Raw genomic sequence first — 23,801 nt, forward strand, 5'->3', positions numbered from 1 at the left:
ACCAGATCCTCGCTAATTTGATTCATTATCCCTAAAGCAATTGAATGCTTTAGGGTACCTTTTACATTAAACGGATGGTTTTAACTTCATATGGTGTTAAGTGAAGGTTAATCGCATCTTTAGTAAATTTAGTCAAATTCTCTTCCATAAGGTTTGTTTCACACCATGATTGATATGCCACATTGGGAATCAACACAGTATTCGCATCTTGACCTGCAAATTCATGTATCCTAACAATCCATCCCTTACCATCTTCTGCACGTTTAAGTGCATCTAAGACAAGATTCTGACTAGTTATCACAAAAGGTTTATCGATAATAATCTCCCCTTCAATGACAACAAATGGTGTATTTAGACAATGTGCTTCTTGTTCAACCTGACCATCAAACCAGTCGCCTTCATGTGATAAGATAGAATAAGTAAACGTATGCTCACCTTGATCTGCATTTTTATCTGGAGAGACGGGGGATTTGAGAAGTGACATTCCTAAAACATGGCCCTGTGCGTTATAACCATACTTACAATCATTCAATAACGCGATACCACAATCACGCTGTGACATATCAGCCCATTTATGTGCTGATACTTCAAACTTAGCAAAATCCCACTCAGTATTTTTATGGTTAGGCCTTTCGATATTACCAAACTGGATATCATAAGTTGCTTTAGTCGTTCTAATATTAAGTGGGAAATATGTTCTTAAAATGGTATTGCGTTCGTGCCAATCAACATGAGTGATAAAATCTATCCGAGCAGTAGTAGCTTGTAGTACCATTGTTTGAGTCAAAACAGATTGACCAAAGGCCCATTTAAACTCAACCGCTTGATAAAGCTCACCTGATTCAACAAGATGAACGCCTAATAGATAATTCACTGATTTAGGCTTATCTTCATAATAAGGTTCAAGCTCCCATGCATCATACATTCTTGGCATATCTTCAAATAACATGAGATCATTACCTAACTCACCAGCTTTAAGCATCTCTCTATTAAGTTTTTTATCAAAAATAGAGGTCAACTTACCATGAGCATTCCAGACAATATGATATCGTTCGCTTTGTAACTCATTTATTGAGGTACCTTGCACTTGAACATCTACAGATTGATTTGATTGCTCACCGTAAATTTGTGTTGTTTGTAAGGGGAATAATTTGACTTCAACATAGTACCCGCCTAATGTGGCCTGTGAGCGAAGAGGATTATGCTGTTTATCAAAAAAGTTTATGGCCTCAGCAGTTTCAATTTTGACCAGTTGGGTAGTTTCAAAATTAGTGTAGTTCATTACACTCCAGCAACGGGCTTTTATTTGAACTGAACGCCCGAGCAATGAATCTAATTCAGAACTTACGGTTTGCTCAACTTCAGCATAAGTCTTCTCAGCATCTTCATACACTTCCGTGATACTTGATCCAGGTAAAATATCGTGGAACTGGTTTGTTAAAACCTTTTTCCATTCAGCTTCTAATAATTCACTTGGATAATACCCATCGCCTAAAATCGCTGCAGTGATTTCAGTATTTCTAAATAAAATTTCGAGCTTACGATTATATTTTTTTGTTTTTGCCTGAGAAGTATAAGTCCCGCGGTGATATTCAAGATAGAGTTCACCATCCCATTCATTAACTGATTTATCAGCTACTTTTTCATGTAATTCATCAAAAAATTCACCGGCGAAGCCAGTTTTAATTTCATTATTACCAGGTACGATAGAAAGCTTATCGATCATTTCTAGCATTTCACGGTTGACACCGCCACCGCCATCACCAAAACCATAACTGAGAATTAATTCATTGGTCAGTGATTTATTTCTATACCCATCCCAAATACCATTGATTGTGCCTGCGTTAATTTCACCATTATAAGTGTAATACCACCAATTGCCTGTTGGCTCTGTTGGTGTAGTGATAAAATGGGTTAGTACAGATGAACCATCAATACCTTTCCAGTAAAAAGTATCATTCGGTATTCTATTGTATTGATTCCAGCTAATTTTTGTGGTCATAAAGGTATCAATACCAGATTTACGTAATATTTGTGGTAGTGCAGCAGAATAACCAAATACATCTGGTAACCATAAGCAGTTACTTGTGATATCGAATTCTTCTTTAAAAAACTTTTTCCCATAAAGTAATTGTCTTACTAGCGATTCGCCGCTGGTAAGATTACAATCTGCTTCAACCCACATCGCACCATTAGGTTCCCAGCGCTTGGCCTTAATTTGGGCTTTGATTTCTTCATAAAGCTCTGGAGCATCATCTTTGATATATTGGTAAAGTTGAGGTTGGCTTTGAAAAAATTGATAATCTGGATAACGTTCCATTAGTCTTAGGACTGTTGAAAATGAACGCATTGATTTTTCACGGGTATGCTTCAAACGCCATAGCCAAGCAACGTCTATATGGGTATGCCCAACACAACGAATAATAACCTGCTTCAAATCAGGTATAGATTGTAATTCACTGGTCAATGCTGCGTATACTTGTGCTGCATTTTGACGAATTGCACGTTCATTATTAAGTTCAAGAGCGTTGTATGCTTTATCTACTGCGGCAGCTACATCATTGTAAGTTTTACTATTCTTATCCAATCTCTCTAGAGTTTGATAAATTGCTTTAACCAAAAAGTATAGGTCATCAACTGGTTTATCTAAGAGAGCAAATTCAGCTTGCTTAATTTCATGATGTAAATTAACGCCAAACGATTTATCACCACCATCTAAGCCAGCCCAAAGCTTAAATCGAAGCTCACCTTCCATACAATTTTGTGGTAAAAATACTTCTTGGTGATTACTATCTACACCTTGGTAAATTTTGCCATCTAAAAAACAAAGTGCTTCAAATGCACTGTTGTTCCCACCACTTGTCACACCAAAGTTGAATAAGCCTAATTTATATGGATGATCTTTGTACTCAGCTGGTAATCTAAAATCTATTTTTATCCAAGCATAATCGTCATACCCTCCCCATCTGTCGGTTAAGTTGACCTCTTTAAGGTTTGTTGCTTGAAACTCTTCACCCTTACAATAATAAAGTTTGAGATCACTCATAACATTCTCATAACGATAACGATTGAGAATAGATAAAAAGCGTTGAACCTTGCCTTCTAAAAACATCATTTGATTATTCATACTGACTCCAAATAAAGGGTAAGCCTCTTGGCTTACCCAATTGATAACTAAAATAACAACTACGTTTAATAATTAACTATTTACGGATTACATTCTCACTACCAACGATTTTTTCCACTTTAGCACCATACTCTTTCATCGCTTCTTCAGGTGTTTTATCGCCAACTACTACTGCCTCAATCATTCTTTGTAATTCATTAGAAATCGCAGGATATTGCTCCGTTGCAGGTCTAAAATGAGTAAAGTTTAAAAAATCTGAGGCTTGTACACGAATTGGATTTAAACGTTTATAATCCTCTGTATCGGCGACATCTTTACGAGGAGCAATTTGCGCCCCTTCACGGTATAAATCCAACATAGCTTGTTTACCAGCTAAAAACTTAGTTACCTCAAGCGCAGCATCTTTATTTGGATAAATAGATGGGATAGCAAACACCATTCCGCCTGACATGGTTGTAAATCCATCGCCATTTTGCTTTGGCATCTTTGCAAAACCATATGTTTCAAAAGCTTTATCCATGCCTTCTTCATAGAATCTAAAGTTAGTACTACTCCAGATACCATCAAGCATCATAGCAACTTTATTTTTCGGAAACATTCCTTCCCAAATTGTTTTATCGGCTTGCTGTGATGTTGCTAAAGACGGCTTAGCTGATAACTCTTCTTGTGTCATCTCTTGAATGAATTTAAATGCAGCTAGCATGCCTGGACTTTCTGCAACCCATTTGCCATCTTCATACATTTGGTCATTCGTGCCATACATTAACATCTGGAATGTTTGCATTGTTGAAGATTCACCTTTACCACCGTAAAACCAGAAAGGAAGAACATCTGGATACTGCGCTTTTATTTTGACGGCAGCAGTTTTAATATCATCCCAAGATTGCGGTTGCCAATCACGACCTAATCCTATTGATTCCATCATATCGCGATTGTAATAAATGCCTCTCACATCACTGCTGTAGGGAATGCCATAAAATTTACCTTCAACTTTACCGGCATCTTTAACTCCATCGTAAAACTGAGACCATTCGGACCACTCTTCTACCCCAGGTATTTCTGAATAAAATCCTGCAGCAACATTAGCTTGTAATGTGAACGTATCTTCAATCACTACACCAATAGAATCATCTGTTTTTAATAACAATGCCAATTTTGCGTAATAATCTGATTCAGAGGCGGTAATTGGCGATGGAACAATATTAATTTCTGGATTTATCGCTTTGTAATCTTCTACCATCTTGGCAAGCCAAGGATCGTCAGTCCCATAAAATCGGTAAGCAACTTTCACATCAGTAACACTGAAGGCGGCGAATGATTGGCCTAAAATTAGAGCTGATACTGCTGTTAATGCAACGTTTTTAATTATTTTCTTCATATTCATCTCCAAATTCAGCTCACTTTTAATTAAAGTAAGCTGAGTGACATTAAGTTAAGGATTATTCACTTTTACTAAAGAGCTTTACGAATTACATTCTCAGAACCAACCGTTTTCTCAACTTTTTTACCATACTCAATCGTTGCTTCTTCTGGTGTTTTATCACCAACAACTACTGCTTCAACCATACGCTGTAACTCAGTTGAAATTTTAGGATAGTCCTCAGTCGTTGGGCGAAAATGCGTAAACTCTAAAAATTTAGATGCCTCAACACGTAGTGGATCCATTCTCTTGTAGGCTTCATCTTGTGCAACATCCATACGAGGGGATAACTCACCTGACTCAGCCAATAAAGTCGTTAAATTATCTTTATTTGTCATAAATTTAATTACGTCCAAAGCAGCTTGTTTATCTTCGTATGTTGATGGGATAGATAAGACGTAGCCACCCGACATACTAGTAAAACCATCACCATTTTGTTTAGGCATTTTTGCTAAACCCCAATCTTCAAATGCAGCATCACGACCTTTGTTGTAATGTTTAAAGTTAAACGTATTCCAACCTCCGCCTAGCAACATAGCCACTTTGCCTTCTGCAAACATTTTTTCCCAAATGGTTTTGCCTGCTTGCTGATTTGTGGCTAAAGAAGGTTTAGCTGATAAGCCTTCTTGAGTCATGTCCTGAAGCATCTTAAATGAGTCACGCATACCTTTACTTTCTGCAACCCACTTACCATTTTCAAACATTTCATCATCAGTTCCATACATAAACATCTGGAATGTTTGCATCGTTGATTCTTCACCCATACCCGCATAGAACCAGAATGGTAAAACATCTGGGAATTTCTCTTTAACTTGTCTTGCAGTCGTTAATATGTCATCCCATGATTTTGGTTGCCAATCATCACCGTAACCTAACTCTCTCATGATAGGTCTATTAAAAAATATACCGCGAGTATCACTAGTAAACGGAATGCCGTATAATTGACCATCAATACTTCCTGCTTCTTTTACGCCCTCATAAAATTGCCCCCAATCACTCCAGTCAGCTATTCCCTCGATAGGTGCATAAAAACCACCGGCAACATTTGCTCGTAGGCTAAAAGTGTCTTCACGTACTATTCCTATAGAAGGATCAGTTTTGAGAAGCAAAGATAACTTGGCGTAGTAATCAGATTCAGAAGCAACAATTGGTGCTGCGATTATATTGATATCAGGGTTAATCTTTTTATATTCTTCTGCCAATTGGTTAACATACTTACTCATGACTTCTGATTCCCAGTATACGATCTTGACATCTTGTGCGTATGCAGAGAATACACTGCCAACTAACAAACTCACTAGACAAGCTTTTTTAGATAAAGACTTCATAGAACTCATTAATTTCATATAACCTCTCTTAAGATAAACAACCTTCAATTAATAACGCATGCTTACCAGTCATATTGAAAAAATCCAATTAATATAAATCACTGGATAAAAGTATTAATGAATATATCAATATAACAATTTATATTTCATCCTAATGTTAAATTTCACTTACCAGTTAATTCAATATATTTTATTTATTGACTAGGTAAGATGATGCTAATAGAAAATGATACAAATTCGTAAATTTATTTCTTATTATGTGATGTACATCTCTAAAATAATCAATTTTCCAATTGCCAGTACAAAATAATAAATGCATTATTATACCGCTATTCAAAAAGTGCTTTTTTTATATCCTATTTTAGAATTATTTTTAAACATCTAATTTACCAAATATGATTTATTAAAATTATCACAAATAACAGTAGCCAATAAGGTCACTAAAATAAAAATCATAAAAACTATATAAATCAACAAAATAAAAAATATAAATATTATGATTTTTATTATCAACTTAATAACAAATAAAACTGCTATTAAGGATAATTAATAGTTCCTTATTGATTTATAAATCACTCAGTGTTGACATTAAATTTAAAATCAACAAAAACACTTTTCAATAGTCTTACATTGATTATTTAATTGTCTGAGATTGATTATTATATTTTTAATTATTTTACTTTTTTGAAAATTGTTAAATATTGATATTTAAATTGGTTAACATTGATTAATAATTTATAAGTTTTTAGTTATTTTTAGGATTGGTATTTACTTACCTAAATATGATGAAAGGAATCATACCGACTCTGTTAAATGATTTTCACTTCAAGAGGAATGCATATGAAATTCAAAAATACACGTTTAAATAAATTAACCTGTGCCGTCGCTAGCGCAGTAGTATTCTCTACTATCGGGTTAACACTACCTGCTAGCGCCAATCCAAGTCCTAACATTCCAACTTCATCAAGCTTAAACCCATTTTTCGATGAATCTAAACTAACTGGTGGCTTATATTTTTGGTCTCGGGAACGCACACGTAAAAATGTCGCTTGGGGAGATACTGTTTACAAACCAAACTTAGTACACACCGCTTCCAATCTCGTCTTAGATTATAAATCAGGCTATGCTGCCGACATGTTCGGTATTGAACTTGCAGGTGTAGGCGCTCTTAGTATCTCTGACACAACACCATATACAGTCAATGAAATTGCCTTATCAAATTGTAGATCTTGGTCCCAAAAATTTGACCATGGTGGAGATGAAAATTGTGGAGGCACAAATCGTTCCGGTGCTAAAATTTTTAGAGCAGCGGCAAAATTCAAATCAGACCCTATTTGGATAAATGCAGGTTATATCCAACCACAAGGCCAAACAATCTTAACCAATAACTGGAGTTTTACGCCAGGCGCTTATCAAGGTGCTGAAATTGGTGGTAATTTTGACTTTGGTACTGCAGGTGCATTAAGTACTTCTTATATGTGGGTCAACCGTTACATGGCGCCATGGCATACTAGAATGGATAAATTTTATCAAAAAGATGGGAGAAATACCCGGGTTTCTTATGCTCATTCGGCTGGATTCAAATATGATTTTAAAAATGACTTTTCAATTGAGTCTGCTTTTGGACAAACAGAAGGGTTCATAGATTATTATCTTGGCCGTGCCAACTATAAATTTGATGTGATGAATAGACCACTAAGTGCAAGCTATGGGTTTTATGCAGCAAATGATAAAGCTGAAGATAACACCATTAACGATGTATACGATGGAACTGCTTGGAAACAAGCACTCATGTTTGGGTATAAAGTTGATGATGTTTCTATTCGCTTAGAGGGGACCTGGATTCATGCTGAAGGCCGTTCTGGTGAATTTGGTGGAAACCTATTTAAAAACTATGCTTCTGGTGATGGTAGAGGAGATATCTGGTGGGATAACCGCTCTGACTTTAATGCTAATGGACAAAAAGCAATTTTCTTAGGACTAAATTATGCACTTGATGACTGGGACTTAAAAGGCTGGAATGTCAATACTTCTGGTGTATACGCTTGGGATGCAAAACCAGTTACATGGCGCTTTGATGAAGCATTAGGTCAAAGAGTTGATGATATTGATCAAAACCAAAGAATCAAAGAAAGAGCATATAGTGTTGGCCTAAATTACACGGTTCAAGATGGTCGAGCAAAAGGAACTTATTTTAGTTTATACTATACTCAATTCTTCAATGATAATAGTAAACTTGGCAGCTATGATGCAAGTTTCCCAAATATTTTCCAAGATGAAAAAGATTTCAAAGCAATGGTTATCATTCCTTTTACCATTATTTAATTTGAAATTTTAGAACAATGACAATGATAGCATCAGCCCACCATCTAAAAGGGCTGGTGCTTCATATGATAATGAAGGAAAACTAAATACATATCATACCTACAAGCTGTATTATTCTCACCGAAGACTCACATAGACTATCTATTTACTTAAATAGACCTACTGAATTCATCAGTTATATTGCCTAATTAATTGATTATTAATGCTCATCTTTTTGATAAATTTTATTAATTTTGCGATAATGATTAGGCGTGTCATTCACAAGCAGTTTAAAGTGCTTAATGAAAGCACTTGAATCACTATACCCACATTCGTTTGCAATATCCGCAACGCTTTGATTAGTTGCTGAGAGTAATGTTTTTGCGTAATTAATCCGGATTTCATTGATAAGCTGCATAGGAGTTTTATCATAATACCGTTTCATGCTTCTTGTTAGGTATTCTTGTGATTTATTAGAAAACTCAATCATATAATTGAGTGCATTCTCTCTAAAATAACGCTTATCATGTAACTTATTAACGGTTTCTACAAGCCAGGTTGGCATCGTTTCATTCGGGACTTCAGAGCTACGTTTTAACCGATTGGCGAGATAAAAAATGATATTTTCAATAAATTCTATCACTGTATTTTCTTGAGCTGCTGGTATAGAGTGATTTAGAGCACTTTGAATATAAGAAAAAAAATGTGACTCAACAGTTGCCACATAACCTGCATATGCATTGATCGACAAAAAATTAGGAAATAGTGATTCAAAGGCTATTTTACTCATGCCAATATTTAAGACTGTCGTCACCCCTAAATCATAAATATTCTCATGTACTGAGCCCAATGGAATAAACGTGAATTCACTTTCATTCAGTAGTATTTTTTTACCGTCAACAATTTGATGGTATCGTCCTGCGATTGTAATCGTAAACTCATAAAAATCGTGTTTATGCCTACCTGAAACACTTTTTTCTTTTGTCAGTAGAAACCAATAGTAATGCTTACCATTAAACAATCCCTTTTCGGTTAAAATTTTCTCAGGGGCTGCGATATCCAAATCAAATTTATCCATGTTAGTATTTTGCCTACCTCGTATTATAATTAATTAAAGTTTCCCAATACGCTACCGAGTTTTTATCGCTTTGTCAAAAGTGATAAAAACATAACCGTAGTATTTTACCGCTAAACCGGCTTTAACAATTATTAAGAACTAACGATTTTGGTATTTAACAATTAGTACAGCTGGTACTCAGCCCTGCTGTAGTCGCATAATTTTCTCACTGTATTTCATAAATGGTAAATAGATAAATACTCCTAGAATGATAAGAACAAACTGTAATACAACAGCTCGAAAATCACCTGCAGTCGCAATGTATCCACTGATAAGCGGTGGAGTTGTCCATGGTACCATGACAACTGTTTTGCTTACAAAACCGTACAAAGTTGCATAATAAGCCACAGTCGTACTTATAAGAGGCACCATAACAAATGGGACTATCATAACTGGATTAAACACGATTGGAAAACCAAAAATCATAGGTTCATTTATAGCAAAAATACCAGGCATGACTGAAACTTTAGCAACGTCTCTAGAAGGTTGATAACGCGAAAAAATGAAAATTGCAATGATTAACGATAATGTCCCTCCCGATCCACCCATTTGGGTATACATAATCTGAAAGCTGTTTGTGATGATATGATTTAGTTCCTTTCCTTCTGCTAGAAGGTTAATATTTTCATTTATATTTAACAATAATAAAGGGTCAAGCAAAACACTATTAATTCCTGTTTGATGTATGCCGAATGAGAACAATAATGAACCAAAACCATAGATAATATTATACCCCCACAAGCTAGTATTAATAAGTTGTAATGGGCTTTGAATCCACGTTTCAAACAATTGGAACAAGCTCAATTTGATTGATACATTCAGAATCACACTAATGATTGAAAATAATAACAATGTTATTGCATAAGGAATCAGGCCAACAATTGAATTGCCGACCTGAGGAGGAACGTTTTGGCCAAATTTAAGTGTTATATTCCGTTTGACCAGCATCATATAAGTATCTGAAGCTAATAATCCGATAACAATACCCACTAACATGCTTGGTGTGCCAAAAGGAGTTATTTGATTACTCAACCCTTCCTGTAATGAATGAATACTGATGATTTGATTAATTGGAATAAACACAAAAAAGACTGAAATAGCAATTAAAGCTGCACTAACTGGATTATCAAACCCTCGATGTTTTGCCAATGCAAATGCCACTGATGGTGCAATCAATAACCCCATGATAGATAAAGAACCTTGCCTAATTGCTTCAGCTATTTGCTGTGCAACGGATAATGCGCCGGAATCAATAATAAGCGGACAGATAACGTAGGCTAATAAAATAGCAAAACTCGCAGCAAAGAAAAATGGTACAGTTGCACCAACGCCATCTCTAAGTGCTCTAAAGTAAATTAAATCACTGAACTTAGCCACTGCTAGGGTTGTTTTATCGATAACACTCATAGGTCTTTCTCTTCTTAATTTTACTAGCTAATCTTTTATTTAAATAAAGTAATTCCTGTATTTGAATCTGATTGCTACAATTGAACTAAATTTTCATCACAATTTTCAAAGTGGATTGTTAATATTTTTATTGTATATAAGGCTTAAATAGATTTACGAGTAAACACAACTCATTTACGATTCAAGTAATCTAGTTTATTCTATTATAATAATAAGAAATCCCTTAGATATAAAAAGCCATACACTTTGTATGGCAAGTTATACAGGGTATATAGTTATTCTTAAACCATTAACTATTTGGCAATCCTACTCTAAATTCAGCCCATTACTAGCAATCACACGTTTAAGCCAATGATAACTTTTTTTAGGAACACGTTTGAGATCTTTTAAATCATGGTTTTCACGATTGACAAATACAACGCCGTAGCGTTTTCTCATATCTCCTTGCGAGCTTAGAATGTCAATTAAGCCCCACCCCAGATATCCCATCACATCAATACCATCTTGGTACATCGCATCATAAATAGCTTGAAAATGCTTTTTATGGTAATTGATTCGGTAATCATCCTGTATTTCATTTTTACCGTCCCATGACTCTATGACTCCGATCCCATTTTCGATCGGGAAAATTGGGCACTTATAACGCCAATAAATTTTGTTTAGGATATCTCTTATACCAATCGGATCAATTTGCCAGTTCCACTCTGTCGTTTCAAGATATGGGTTATCTTTTTTACCATAATCCATATATTCATTCACAATTGTACCAGCCGGAATTTTAGTGTGATCGATTGTCGTACTTGCATAATAGCTAAATGAAATATAGTCATTACGAAGTTTAGATAAAGTTTCAAGCTCACCAGGTAAAATATTCATATTAATGTTGTGGTTTTTAGCTAATGCCATCACAAAGTTTGAATATTTACCCGTTGTAAATGCTTCGAGTAAGTTGTGATTAAGCACCTCGTCCCACTCTCTTGCCATACGAATATCTTCGGGATGACAAGTCGCTGGGTAAACCTCTGAGTAGGCTAGCATACCTGTAATTTTACAATCAGTGTGTTCGTGTATGTAATTAGCAACATAGGCATGCGCCATCATCACATTATGTTGGATTTGATAAAGCTCTTCGGTTGTTTTATTGCCTTGTCTATACCCAGAGATAATGAATGTTTCACGCATATGATAAAGATTTTGTTCATTAAACGTAATCCAGTGTTTAACCTTATGTCCAAACTCTTGCACCATACGAGTGCCGTAACGAGCAAATGCATCTACTACTTTTTTACTCATAAAACCATTATAAGTATTAGCTAAATGAAGTGGCATATCAAAATGATATAAACAGATCATAGGCTCAATACCACGAGCAATTAAATCATCAATAAAGCGATGATAAAAATCGATTCCAGCTTGGTTGAAATCACCTTCCCCTAAAGGGCATACACGACTCCATGAAATTTGGAAACGATACATATTCATTCCCAAATTTTGCATATGATCAAAATCTTCTTGATAACGGTGATAACTATCTGTCGCAACTTTCCAATCAGATGCAAATTCTGATGGCTCACGAATATCATAAACCGACATTCCTTTACCATCTTTATCCCATGCGCCTTCAGTTTGCATACTTGAAACTGAATTCCCCCAATAAAAGCCCTCTCTCATAGCGTCTCCTTATGAATTGACTTAATTAAACAATTAGTTGTGATAAAAATAATAAACGAGTAGTTAAAGAGAAGTATAGCGATCTTAAGGAGTTAATTGATAGAACACTCATTGCTGGAATTGTCTTTAATTGACATAAAAATGTGACAGAGATCACACTTCTGCATTATCGGTAGGGGCAATTATAAAATGAAACTTAAAATCATGACATAGCTTGATTTTATTTATTAATTAACCTAGTAATGACAATTTAAGCATCAACAATTTTTGTACATAACATAGCTACAATACGTCCTATTGTACCTGGTTGCCGAAATTGACATAAAGCAAACCAATTTTTAGCTAAAACCTTATCTGAAGCTAGGCAAGCTATCCATTTATTCAAAGGTTCATTAGCTAATTGCAAAACAGATTGACGATCACATCTGCCTTCAATAACTTCCGCGCTGTTTAAATATACCTTGATATGATGAAATCTTTTGGTTGGATCTTCCCTATCTTCAGGAACAGTTAAATCGACCTTTCGCTTAACCTTATTTGCTAAGCTAACAATCGTAGGATTAAGGTGTGAAGAAAAATCTGCTAGGTACAACTCATTTTTAAGTAGCATCGCTGCAATAACGAATTCAAGACTGAATCTTGCTTCAATACCATCTTTAGGCGAGACGATTGAAGCTGCAATATCAGCCCCTTTAGGGAAACTGACTTCTATTTTATCTATTGCAGTAATTGCTTTATCTATATGACCATATCTAATAATTAAATCAGCTCTAAGCCATTTTGCACAGAGCGCAGCTGAGTGTGTTCCTGCACAAGTAGGGAAAGGTTTAAATTCCAAACCAGGCTTCACTATTTGTAAATCAGATTGTGGTGAATCAAAAACTGATAAGTTCCCTTTTCCATTAGTTGTTGTAGTGATTAAGGCAGGGATAATATTTTCTTTATGACCAAACAAATCTGTCTTAGCTAACTCAAAAGCAAAAACTGCATTTTTAGCAGCTAAACCAGCATGCAATGGTTTAACGGCAGAACCAAACTGAGCTCTAAGGCCACTTGATTGAGTAGCTGCAATCCCTAAAGCTTTTGCTGTGATAATTGCATCTGTATTGTGAAAAAAACACAATGCAGCCGTCGCTGCCACTACTCCAAGCATACTTGTTGCATGAAATCCAGTTTCATATTGCCAGGGCATTACCGCAAGTCCCAAAAGACCTGCAATTTCTATCCCAAAACAGTATGCAGATAAAAATTGCTTATCATCTATCGTATCTAACTCTGCCTTCATGCAAGATGCAAATAAAGCAGGCAAAACGACGGTTGATGGGTGACCTCGCATATTAGGATGGTAATCATCAAAATCTAAAGCATGACCAGCATAGCCCAATATAAGCGCTATTTCTTGCTCTGTTTTATATTTGTTCAATGATTTTAATGCTAACCAGCCCTCATCAAAAGAATATTCCTCTATTACAGCAACTGTTACTGCTAAAAAATCACTTATTCCTAATTTTGCCAAATTCAGTGCCTTTTCATCTGGATGAAAAGCATTCATTTTAGATACAATAGCTGAGGTAACTGTGTCCACTGAATACACCTATTTAACAGTTTGATACGCATTAAGCACAATTTCAGCCAAATAGTGTGCAGTTGGATAAAGAACAGCATCATTTACACTAAATTTTGGGTGATGTAAAGGATACTGGCCAGAGGTACCAATCATTAAAAATGCACCAGGTACTTGTTCTTGGAAAAACGCAAAATCCTCGCCAATAGGACTTGCCTCAACAATTTGTGGTTCAAACTGATTAGCCTTAGCATGACTAAGGGCATACTCGACAAGATAATCGGTATTCATCACAGAAGGTGGTCCTGCATGCCATTTAAGCTCAATATCTGCATGAAATACTATAGCGAACCCACTGAGTATGGTTCTCATTTCAGTTTCTATTTGAGCCCTCACGCTTGGGTTAAATGTTCTCACGGTGCCTTGTATATAAGCGCTATCTGGAATCACATTCCAAGTATTGCCACTTCTGACTTCTGTAATTGACACGACTGCGTTTTCATTTGAGGCAACTTTTCGGCTAATGATGGTTTGTAGGGTCGTAATAATCTGCCCTAAAATAATGATGGGATCATTACCTTCATGAGGCTTAGCCGCATGCGCCCCCTTTGCATTAATCACAACCTCAAATCTATCAACACCAGCTGTTAATGCCCCTGATTTTGATCCTACTATACCTATAGGGAGCATGGGGTCGTTATGTATCCCAAAGATTGCACTGACATTATCAATTACACCTGCTTTGATAAATTCAGGTGCGCCTAACCCTGTCTCTTCTGCAGACTGGAAAATGATTCGTATCTCTCCTTTAATTTGGGTTCGATTTTGATTAAGTAAAATCGCAGCACCTAGTACGGCTGAAGTATGAAAGTCATGGCCACATGCATGCATTACGCCATTAACTTTGGAGCGGTATTCACTTCCTGTTTCTTCGGTAATAGGCAACGCATCAATATCACCTCGTAGTGCAATAACAGGTCCTGCTTGCTCACCTTTAATGACCGCAACTAAGCCTGTTTTAAGTTCATAGTCTCCGATTTCAATACCATGACTAGACAAAGCATCTTTAATTTTTTGAGTTGTTTTAAATTCTTGGTTAGAGAGCTCTGGATACTGATGCATATCTAATCTGAAAGCTAATATTTCCTTTGCGATGGTTTCATTTTGCGCTAATCTCATTAATTATGACTCCTATCCTTTTGTGTGCTTAGAATATTGTCTAAATGGGGTAAACTTTAGTGAATTAAATAGAAAAGCTCTCTTGTTCTATTGGCTTATCTGTTAACTGTCTCAAAAACTTTCGAGTGATAGGGTTATCTGAGTGGCAAATCACATGTTCTGGTAACCCTTCTTCTACAACTTGCCCATCAGCCATAAAAATGACTCTGTCAGCAACCTCTTTGGCAAATTCCATTTCATGGGTCACGATTACCATTGTGGTTTTTAATTTGGCTAATTCTTTAATAACATGCAGTACTTCATAGACTTTTTCAGGATCTAACGCTGAAGTAGGCTCATCAAATAATATCGCCTTAGGATTAATCGCAAGTGCTCTAGCAATAGCAACTCTTTGCTGTTGACCACCAGATAATGTAATGGGATATTGGGAGGCTTGCTCTAACATCCCTACTTTGGCAAGTAAAGTTTTACCCACCTCATTGGCGGCAGATTTACTCATTTTCTTAACAACAATCAGTCCTTCTGTAATGTTTTCGAGTGCTGTTTTATTCTTAAATAAATTATAGTTCTGAAATACCATTCCTGTTTGGGCTCTTAAATTAAATACCTCTTTTTGTGTATAAGAAGCAGTATTTAAGCTTACGCCACCTATCATGATTTCACCACTATCAGGGACTTCTAATAAGTTTAGGCATCTCAATAGTGTTGATTTACCCGATCCTGATGGTCCTATAATCACAACAACTTCACCTTTTGCGATATTGATGGATACGTTATTTAATACTTTTTTTCCAGAAAAACTTTTGTGAATATGTCTAAGCTCGATCATAGCCCGCCCTACCTATCTAATCCATAACGTAATTTTGACTCAATGAAGGATTGAATCCATCCATAAACGACAACAGTGAGCCAGTAGATAACGCCAACAACAATAAAGGTTTCAAAGTAACGAAGGGACTCAGCAGCAATCATTTTACCTTCGGCAAATAATTCAGTGACACCTAATGCGAATGCAACAGAAGTTTCTTTAATCAAAGAAATAAAGGTATTTCCAGTTGCAGGTAACGTATTTAGCATGGCTTGTGGAATAATAATTCTTCTAAATACTTGCCCTCTTGTCATACCTATCGTCAATCCTGCTTCCATTTGTCCAAATTCAACTGAACTTAATCCAGCTCGATAAATCTCAGCCATATAAGCAGAATTTTTAAGGCTAAAACCAATGATCGCTGCGGTTATCGCATCAATCCCATTTAATATAGGAAATAGTTGAGGTAAACCAAAATAAATTAAGAACAGTTGCACTAAAGTAGGAATGCCTCTAAAAATCGAAATATAAAAATCTATAATTGCATTAATTACTCTCACTCCCTTCAGTTTGATCAAGGCCAACATAAGCCCAATTGACATTGCAAAGAGCATTGAGATGAGTGCCATCCATAAAGTCGTAGGCAAATATGCAAGAACTTTAGGGAAGATAAGTACGATATAATCGAAATCGAGATTCATTCCTACTCCATAATTATTGAACTAAATTCACAGTAATGTCTTCACCAAAATATTTTTCTGAAATATTTTTTAATCGACCATCTTGGCGCATCAATTCTAATTGTTCATTAAATTCAGTCTTTAACTTCTCCCCTCTCTCATCTTTCTGAAATGGGAAACCCACTGACTCAACCACTATTGGTTTATCAACTAATTTAAGAGGTAATTTATTTTCTCTAATTTCAGCGAGCAAAATAGGTCTTGAGTTAACATATCCATCGACGCGCTGATTAATTGCATCTGTCATAGCAGCATCCCTAGTTTCAAATGTTCTAATGGTAACTGAATCATCTGGAAAGGTTTTTTTGAGATTATTAACATGGTTTGACCCTAACACGCCTGCGATAGTTTTACCTTTAAAATCGTCTTTAGTATTGATGCTATCATTTGCCTCATGTGTCACTAATTGACTTCCGTAATAACCATATGGAGTTGAAAAATCATATTTTTCTAGTCTTACAGGAGTAATAGCAACAACATTTGCAACCGTATCGAGTTTTTTAACTTCAAGCTGCCCCATCAATCCGCTAAAATCAGAAGTCACCCAATTAATTTTATAATTAAGGCCTTTTGCGATTTCTTCTGCAACCTCTACATCAAAACCAACCAATTTATTATCTTTCTTGTATGCACTAGGGAAACTCAATCCCGTTGCGCCAATCGTTATCTCTTGAGAGGCTGTCTCAGCTTCTTTTTTATCACCACAACCAACTAAAGCTGTTATGGTCAGTAAGATTGCTAATATTTTATTAACAGGGTTCATAGTGTCTCCTAAAAGTTAATTTTGCGAATGCAATGCCCTTATGGGGTAAGTGTTAAAAGTGTTTTTTTCATAAATAATGTTTTGTGTGGCTTACCAATATCTTTAATATATAACTCAATGAATCCAAACTGCTTATAATACTCAACTAACCATGGATGATTTGATGCAGTCCCTAAGGTATACTCTTTAGCTTTGAGTGTTTTCATGAGTATTTCAGTTTCTAAGCAATTGAGTAATGCCAGCCCAATTTTTTGGCCTTTATACGTCTCTTCGACAGCAAACCAGCCAATGTGTGGTAATGCTTCTGGTCCAGGTTTATTACTCCACGGGAACCGTATTGTGACTGTCGCAATTAATTTTGCCTCTTCAAATAAACCATATACTGCATGGGATAATATTTGTTCTCTAGCGTCATCATGCGTCATAAACGAAGCATCAAATTGAATACCTAACGCAAGATTTTGTGCATAAGAGCGGCTAATTAGTGAGGCTAAATTCTCACTATCCTCTATAGTTAATTGCTTGAAAATGCGATGGGTCATATATATTCTCTCTTTCTGGTAACTTAGTATCAGTAAGTGGTAACGTTAGAAGTTTTACTCTCTAAGTAAGTCTTACTAATTTTGAGAATATACTCATTTTTTAAAATAGCAGCGCCAACATATGACTCAGGCTTTAACCATAAATCTAGCTCATCTTGATTTAAAATAGCCTTCAATTTAGGATGAGCCATTAAGATATCTTTAAAAGGTCTATCAGTTTCAAATGCTAGCATTGCGGCTTCATACACCAATTGATGCGCGGTTTGTTTACCGAGTTTTAACCCTATCTCAAACATGACTTTTTCAGACAGCAATAAACCACCTTGTGATTGCAAATTCAAAAGCATACGTTCTTTATTAACTTTGATACCTTGAATAATATGGATAGCGCCTTTTAATTGAGCGGAAAGATATAAGCAAATTTCTGGCAAAGCAATCCATTCAGCTCTCCAGCTCATTGCATCTCGTTCATGTTCGACATGCATAGATTGAAACAATAACCCTACACTACTTAAAATAGGCTGGGTTAAACTAGCAAGCCCCTCTAATAAAGCAGGATTACGTTTATGTGGCATAGTAGTAGACCCTACTTTTCCTTCACTAAACGGTTCTTCTATTTCATTAATTTCGGTGCGCATCAAATTATAAAATTCATTGCCAATCTTACCTAGTGTTCCACTAATTAATGCACATATCGATCCAAACTCACTTAATCTATCTCTAGCTGATTGCCACCCGATATTTGGCGTCCCTAATTCTAAAAGTGTTAGTGTACGATTTTCTACCTCTGGCCCTATTTCACCAAGCGAGGCATAGGTACAAATTGCACCACTAACATTACCAACAAGCACCCTTTGCTTGATATTAGCTAAGCGTTCTGCATGGCGAAGAAATTCATCTAACCAAATAGCAACTTTGAATCCGAAGGTTGTCGGTAATGCCTGCATGCCATGAGTACGACCTACCATAAAAGTGTGTTTATGCTTTTCACTTAGAACAGTAAGCTCTTTTATTAAAGAGTTCACATCCTGTTCAATGACATTAAACGCTTCCTTTAATTGTAGTACCGTTGCCGTATCAACAATATCTTGCGTAGTAACGCCATAATGAATAAATTCACCAGCTTGTCCACATTGAGCTTGAAGTGCTTTGATAGTAGCCATCAAAGAATGCTTCATTAGTGCACCGTCTTTTGCCATCGCCTCTAAATCAAGCGTATCAACATCAATTGCGAAAGCAATAGCATCTGCTGCCTCTTTTGGTATCACACCAAGTTCACCTTGAGCAACGGCAAGCGCAACCTCAACCTTGGCCTGTTTTTTTAAACGGTTTGTTTCCGACCAAATCGTCCTCATTTCAGGTGTGCTAAAATTATTTCCCAATAAGCTAAAATCAATTACATGCGATGCCATAAATTCTACTCTTTTATAATCATGAAATTTCAAAGCCCAGAGGCTTTATGCAAGTCTGTAAGGCAAACAATTTACTGAGTAATGAAGAGTAGCGCTAATAACAATTTGATATGTTCTAGACAAAAAAAGCATAATGGTATGAAAAGTGGATTATTGATCTGATTGAATATATCTTTAAGCAACTTATCTTGATTTTTAAATCTATAGCTAAGTATTTATAGATCAATATGATAAATTTTGAATAATACAATTTTACAACTAATACAGTTGATGATTGTTGGGAGATGCGATAAAGACGGCGTTTGCATAAACAATATTGCTAAGTATTGACGAGTAGTGAATTCAAATCTCAAGTATTCTTCAATAATTAATTAAGATGTTAAGAATAATACACGGTAGGATATTATCCTTAACATTTAAAGAAATACTCAAACTTAATTTTATTATTCACAAGGCATAATAGGAATTAAAGCAAGGCCACCAAGTGATGTTTCTCGATATTTTTGATTCATATCCTTTCCTGTCTTATACATAGTTTCAATGACGTTATCGAGTGATACAACCGTTTTTTCTTGACGTAAAAGTGCCATTCTAGAAGCATTAACTGCCTTTAAGGCACCCATTGCATTTCGTTCAATGCAGGGAATTTGAACAAGCCCCCCTATAGGATCGCATGTCATACCTAAGGAATGTTCCATCGCAATTTCAGCTGCAATACACATTTGATCGTTAGTTCCTCCCAAAATGGCTGTTAAACCTGCTGCAGCCATAGAGCTAGAGACACCTATTTCACCTTGACAACCTACCTCAGCGCCTGAAATAGACGCATTAACTTTGTATAAATACCCTATCGCCCCCGCGACCATTAAAAATTGTTGAACCTTCTCTGTCGTCAAAGATTCTACAAATTGGTTATAATATTTTAATACTGCTGGAATAACACCTGCTGCGCCATTTGTTGGGGATGTCACTACTTGCCCACCATCAGCATTTTCTTCACTAACTGCAAATGCATATAGATTAATCCAGTCTAAAACCGATAATTCATCTGTATGTGTTTGCTCTGATAGATATTTATACAAGTTCGCTGCTCGTCTTTGAACATGTAATCCACCGCTTAATACCCCCTCAGTTGCGATTCCTCGCTCGACGCATGCTTCTATGACCTGCCAGATTTGTTGGGTTTTTACTTTAATCTCTTCTGCACTATGAAACTGAAGTTCGTTTAGTTTAATCATTTCATGTAATGATAAACAAGCTTCATTAGCCATGTTAAGCAACTGTTTTGCATTTGAAAAAGGATAAGGTACAGCGACTTTATTTAACTGTTCTTTATTTTTAAGCTCATTCTCTGTATACACAAATCCACCGCCGACAGAATAGTAGGTCTGCTCAAAATAATAATCATCTTTTCCATATGCTTTAAGCGTCAATGCATTTTCATGCAGCGGCAATGTATTAGCATTAAATATGACATCACGGCTAGTATTAAATTTAATAATAGTCGTGTCATTAAGTCTTAAATTTTCCGTTTTTTTAAGCAGTTCAATTGCTTGATTAGCTTTATCAATATCAATCGATGAAGGTAAGTTCCCCATCAATCCTAATAATACTGCCTTATCTGTATGGTGCCCCCTACCAGTCAAAGAAAGTGAACCGTATAAATTAACCTCTATGCGTATTAAAGTATACGACTGATTTAACACTTCTGTAATGAATCGGTTAGCCGCCACCATAGGGCCATTTGTATGGGAGCTTGAGGGTCCAACCCCTATTTTAAAAATATCAAAAATAGATAGCATATTTATATCCTTATAAAAAATTCACCTGAGCTAAATATCAATGATTTGTAGTAATACAATTGATGAGTGTCTATGATCAGGCGCTTAAAAACGTTTAACTACAATCAGTTAATGATTTTACTAAAAATAGATAACATTTTTAATATTAAGGCTTAACAAACAACTTAATTATTGTGACACAGAATGATGATATCAAATATTGCGTCAGGAAGGTTTCATCAGGTAGAAAATAAACACCGCCTTTATAACTGAGCAGCTATTAATTTTTGTTAGTGTGAGCGTTAAATATTCTCAATTCAGTCTCCATGCTACTTAGTTAAATCGTTTAACACCAAAACAAAAAGCCCTACTATCTCAGTAGGGCTTTTTGTTTATAGTTAGAAAAGAGTAATTATACTATTCTAAGCTTTCTCAACTTGACCAAATGCTAACTCTACAGGTGTAGAACGGCCAAAAATAGAGACAGATACCTTTAAGCGGCTTTTTTCATAATCAACTTCTTCAACTGTTCCATTGAAATCAGCAAAAGGGCCATCATTAACTCGTACCGTTTCACCTGGTTCAAACAATGTTTTAGGACGTGGTTTCTCACCATCTTTCTGGAGTCGATTTAAAATCGCATCAGCTTCTCTATCACTTATTGGCGCAGGTCTATCAGGCGTCCCTCCGATAAATCCCATAACGCGCGGTATGCTTTTAACTAAATGCCAACTTGCATCATCCATTGCCATATGCACAAGCACATAACCTGGGAAGAATTTACGTTCACTTTTACGTCTTTGCCCAGATCTCATTTCAACAACTTCTTCAGTTGGAACAAGAATCTCACCAAAAGAATCTTCCATTTTATTTAATCTAATATGCTCTTGTAAAGATTCTTTAACTCGACCTTCAAATCCAGAAAAAGCCTGTATCACGTACCATCTTTTTTTAATCTCTTCTGACATGATTAAGCTCCTACTCCAAATTTAGTAATCCATGTAACAATTCTAATTAAAATACCATCTAATCCCCACAGTATAAGTGCAATTAGAATTGTTATAGCTGCCACAATTAATGTTGTCTGTGTTGCTTCCTGTCTTGTTGGCCAAACCACTTTTTTAAGCTCAATTCTTGCTTCCCGAGCTAAATTAATAAATGATTTACCTTTAACCGTAATAAGTGCAAGTCCTATTGCAAGGGCCATGACAATAATCACTGCAATGATACGGACAATTGGGAACTCATAACTATCAAAATAAACATTGCCCACAATAGCAGCAGCAACTAATGCAAATACAGCTGACCACTTAAAGGCATCAGATCCTTTACTTGGGTTGTTATCTTTTATTTCTTTATTTTCTATTTTTTTTGCGTTCGCGCTCATTGAAAATTAACCACCTAAGTTATCGATTATTATTGGAATATACAATTACGTTTAAACTATTCTAGTTTGAAAGAAACACAATCAAAATGTATATTCGAATAATTTAGAATATGCCTAGGGTAAAACCAAAATTACCCTAGGCAAAGGTTAAATGTTATTAAGCGATAACTTTCGCAACAACACCTGCACCAACAGTACGGCCACCTTCACGGATCGCGAAACGTAAACCGTCATCCATCGCGATAGGTGCGATTAATGTCACAACCATCTTAATGTTATCACCAGGCATAACCATTTCTACGCCTTCTGGTAATTCAACTGCACCTGTTACGTCTGTTGTACGGAAGTAGAACTGTGGACGGTAACCTTTGAAGAATGGAGTATGACGACCACCTTCATCTTTACTTAACACATAAACTTCTGATTCAAATTTTGTATGTGGCTTGATTGAACCTGGTTTAGCCAATACTTGACCACGTTGTACATCATCACGTTTTGTACCACGTAATAATACACCAACGTTCTCACCTGCACGGCCTTCGTCAAGTAATTTACGGAACATTTCAACACCAGTACAAGTTGTCTTAACTGTATCGATAATACCGATGATTTCAACTTCCTCACCTACTTTAACAATACCACGCTCAACACGACCTGTTACTACTGTACCACGACCTGAGATTGAGAATACATCTTCAATCGGTAGTAGGAATGGACGGTCAATTGCACGCTCTGGCTCTGGAATATAGCTATCTAACGCTTCTGCTAATTCAACAATTTTTGCTTCCCACTCAGGAACACCTTCAAGTGCTTTTAACGCTGAACCACGGATGATAGGTGTATCATCACCTGGGAATTCGTATTGTGAAAGTAACTCACGCACTTCCATTTCAACTAATTCTAATAACTCTTCATCATCAACCATGTCACATTTGTTTAAGAAAACAAGAATGTAAGGTACACCTACTTGACGACCAAGTAAGATATGCTCACGTGTTTGTGGCATTGGGCCATCTGTTGCCGCAACAACTAGAATTGCACCATCCATCTGTGCTGCACCTGTGATCATGTTTTTAACATAGTCAGCATGTCCTGGGCAGTCAACGTGCGCGTAATGGCGAGTTGGTGTGTCATATTCTACGTGTGATGTATTAATTGTAATACCACGTGCTTTTTCTTCTGGTGCATTATCAATTTGTGAATAATCACGAGCTTGACCACCATAAGTTTTTGCTAATACTGTTGTAATTG

The 23,801-nt window shown here is 36.0% G+C and carries 18 protein-coding genes; 1 reads left to right on the forward strand and 17 read right to left on the reverse strand.

The annotated features are described in order from the left end of the window. Positions 1 to 61: 61 nt before the first annotated feature. The 3 genes from BMW37_RS10910 to BMW37_RS10920 all read right to left on the reverse strand — a co-directional run bounded on the left by BMW37_RS10910 (position 62) and on the right by BMW37_RS10920 (position 5,893). Positions 62 to 3,127: an alpha-mannosidase gene (locus BMW37_RS10910; RefSeq protein ID WP_093320934.1), complete on the reverse strand. Its 3,066-nt coding sequence runs from the start codon at positions 3,125 to 3,127 to the stop codon at positions 62 to 64. 76 nt (positions 3,128 to 3,203) lie between these two features. After that, a complete protein-coding gene (locus BMW37_RS10915; protein ID WP_177168652.1) occupies positions 3,204 to 4,505 on the reverse strand; it encodes an extracellular solute-binding protein in 1,302 nt (433 codons plus the stop codon). 74 nt (positions 4,506 to 4,579) lie between these two features. Then, positions 4,580 to 5,893, reverse strand: coding sequence for an extracellular solute-binding protein (locus BMW37_RS10920; RefSeq protein WP_093320939.1), 1,314 nt, complete (start codon positions 5,891 to 5,893; stop codon positions 4,580 to 4,582). Positions 5,894 to 6,715: 822 nt separating this feature from the next. Between BMW37_RS10920 and BMW37_RS10925 the strand changes: the two genes are divergently transcribed. Beyond that, on the forward strand, positions 6,716 to 8,200 hold the full coding sequence (locus BMW37_RS10925) for an OprD family outer membrane porin (protein WP_143047639.1): 1,485 nt from the start codon (positions 6,716 to 6,718) through the stop codon (positions 8,198 to 8,200). A 199-nt stretch (positions 8,201 to 8,399) separates the two neighbouring features. Here BMW37_RS10925 and chbR read toward each other — a convergent pair whose 3' ends face one another. The 14 genes from chbR to tuf form a co-directional block, all read right to left on the reverse strand. Continuing rightward, positions 8,400 to 9,257, reverse strand: a complete 858-nt coding sequence (chbR, locus tag BMW37_RS10930) for a transcriptional regulator ChbR (RefSeq protein WP_093320941.1) — start codon at positions 9,255 to 9,257, stop codon at positions 8,400 to 8,402. Positions 9,258 to 9,434: 177 nt separating this feature from the next. Next, complete coding sequence (locus tag BMW37_RS10935; protein WP_093320944.1) at positions 9,435 to 10,703, reverse strand: PTS sugar transporter subunit IIC; 1,269 nt, start codon at positions 10,701 to 10,703, stop codon at positions 9,435 to 9,437. Between the two features lie 306 nt (positions 10,704 to 11,009). Next, the gene (locus tag BMW37_RS10940; RefSeq protein WP_093320946.1) at positions 11,010 to 12,374 is read right to left on the reverse strand and encodes a glycoside hydrolase family 1 protein; all 1,365 of its coding nucleotides are present in this window, start codon (positions 12,372 to 12,374) and stop codon (positions 11,010 to 11,012) included. Positions 12,375 to 12,624: 250 nt separating this feature from the next. Beyond that, complete coding sequence (locus BMW37_RS10945) at positions 12,625 to 13,959, reverse strand: MmgE/PrpD family protein (RefSeq protein WP_093320949.1); 1,335 nt, start codon at positions 13,957 to 13,959, stop codon at positions 12,625 to 12,627. Positions 13,960 to 13,968: 9 nt separating this feature from the next. Further along, a complete protein-coding gene (locus BMW37_RS10950) occupies positions 13,969 to 15,117 on the reverse strand; it encodes an amidohydrolase (protein WP_093320952.1) in 1,149 nt (382 codons plus the stop codon). Positions 15,118 to 15,181: 64 nt separating this feature from the next. Further along, a complete protein-coding gene (locus BMW37_RS10955; protein WP_093320954.1) occupies positions 15,182 to 15,946 on the reverse strand; it encodes an amino acid ABC transporter ATP-binding protein in 765 nt (254 codons plus the stop codon). An 8-nt stretch (positions 15,947 to 15,954) separates the two neighbouring features. Then, positions 15,955 to 16,626 carry an amino acid ABC transporter permease gene (locus BMW37_RS10960; RefSeq protein ID WP_093320957.1) on the reverse strand — a complete coding sequence of 224 codons (672 nt, stop codon included), beginning with the start codon at positions 16,624 to 16,626 and terminating at the stop codon, positions 15,955 to 15,957. Between the two features lie 13 nt (positions 16,627 to 16,639). Next, on the reverse strand, positions 16,640 to 17,428 hold the full coding sequence (locus BMW37_RS10965; RefSeq protein ID WP_093320959.1) for an amino acid ABC transporter substrate-binding protein: 789 nt from the start codon (positions 17,426 to 17,428) through the stop codon (positions 16,640 to 16,642). 38 nt (positions 17,429 to 17,466) lie between these two features. Next, a complete protein-coding gene (locus BMW37_RS10970; protein ID WP_093320961.1) occupies positions 17,467 to 17,970 on the reverse strand; it encodes a GNAT family N-acetyltransferase in 504 nt (167 codons plus the stop codon). A 29-nt stretch (positions 17,971 to 17,999) separates the two neighbouring features. After that, positions 18,000 to 19,382 (reverse strand): adenylosuccinate lyase, encoded by a 1,383-nt coding sequence (gene purB, locus BMW37_RS10975; RefSeq protein ID WP_093320964.1) that lies wholly within the window; start codon positions 19,380 to 19,382, stop codon positions 18,000 to 18,002. Positions 19,383 to 19,825: 443 nt separating this feature from the next. Then, the gene (locus BMW37_RS10980) at positions 19,826 to 21,184 is read right to left on the reverse strand and encodes an L-serine ammonia-lyase (RefSeq protein ID WP_093320967.1); all 1,359 of its coding nucleotides are present in this window, start codon (positions 21,182 to 21,184) and stop codon (positions 19,826 to 19,828) included. 401 nt (positions 21,185 to 21,585) lie between these two features. Then, the gene (gene nusG, locus BMW37_RS10985; RefSeq protein ID WP_093320968.1) at positions 21,586 to 22,131 is read right to left on the reverse strand and encodes a transcription termination/antitermination protein NusG; all 546 of its coding nucleotides are present in this window, start codon (positions 22,129 to 22,131) and stop codon (positions 21,586 to 21,588) included. A gap of 2 nt (positions 22,132 to 22,133) precedes the next feature. Next, a complete protein-coding gene (gene secE, locus BMW37_RS10990) occupies positions 22,134 to 22,550 on the reverse strand; it encodes a preprotein translocase subunit SecE (RefSeq protein ID WP_093320971.1) in 417 nt (138 codons plus the stop codon). A gap of 157 nt (positions 22,551 to 22,707) precedes the next feature. Beyond that, positions 22,708 to 23,801: elongation factor Tu (gene tuf / locus BMW37_RS10995; protein ID WP_093320973.1), on the reverse strand; the 1,094-nt coding region annotated here is incomplete at its 5' end.

Source organism: Thorsellia anophelis DSM 18579, assembly GCF_900111395.1.
GTDB classification, from domain to species: domain Bacteria; phylum Pseudomonadota; class Gammaproteobacteria; order Enterobacterales; family Thorselliaceae; genus Thorsellia; species Thorsellia anophelis.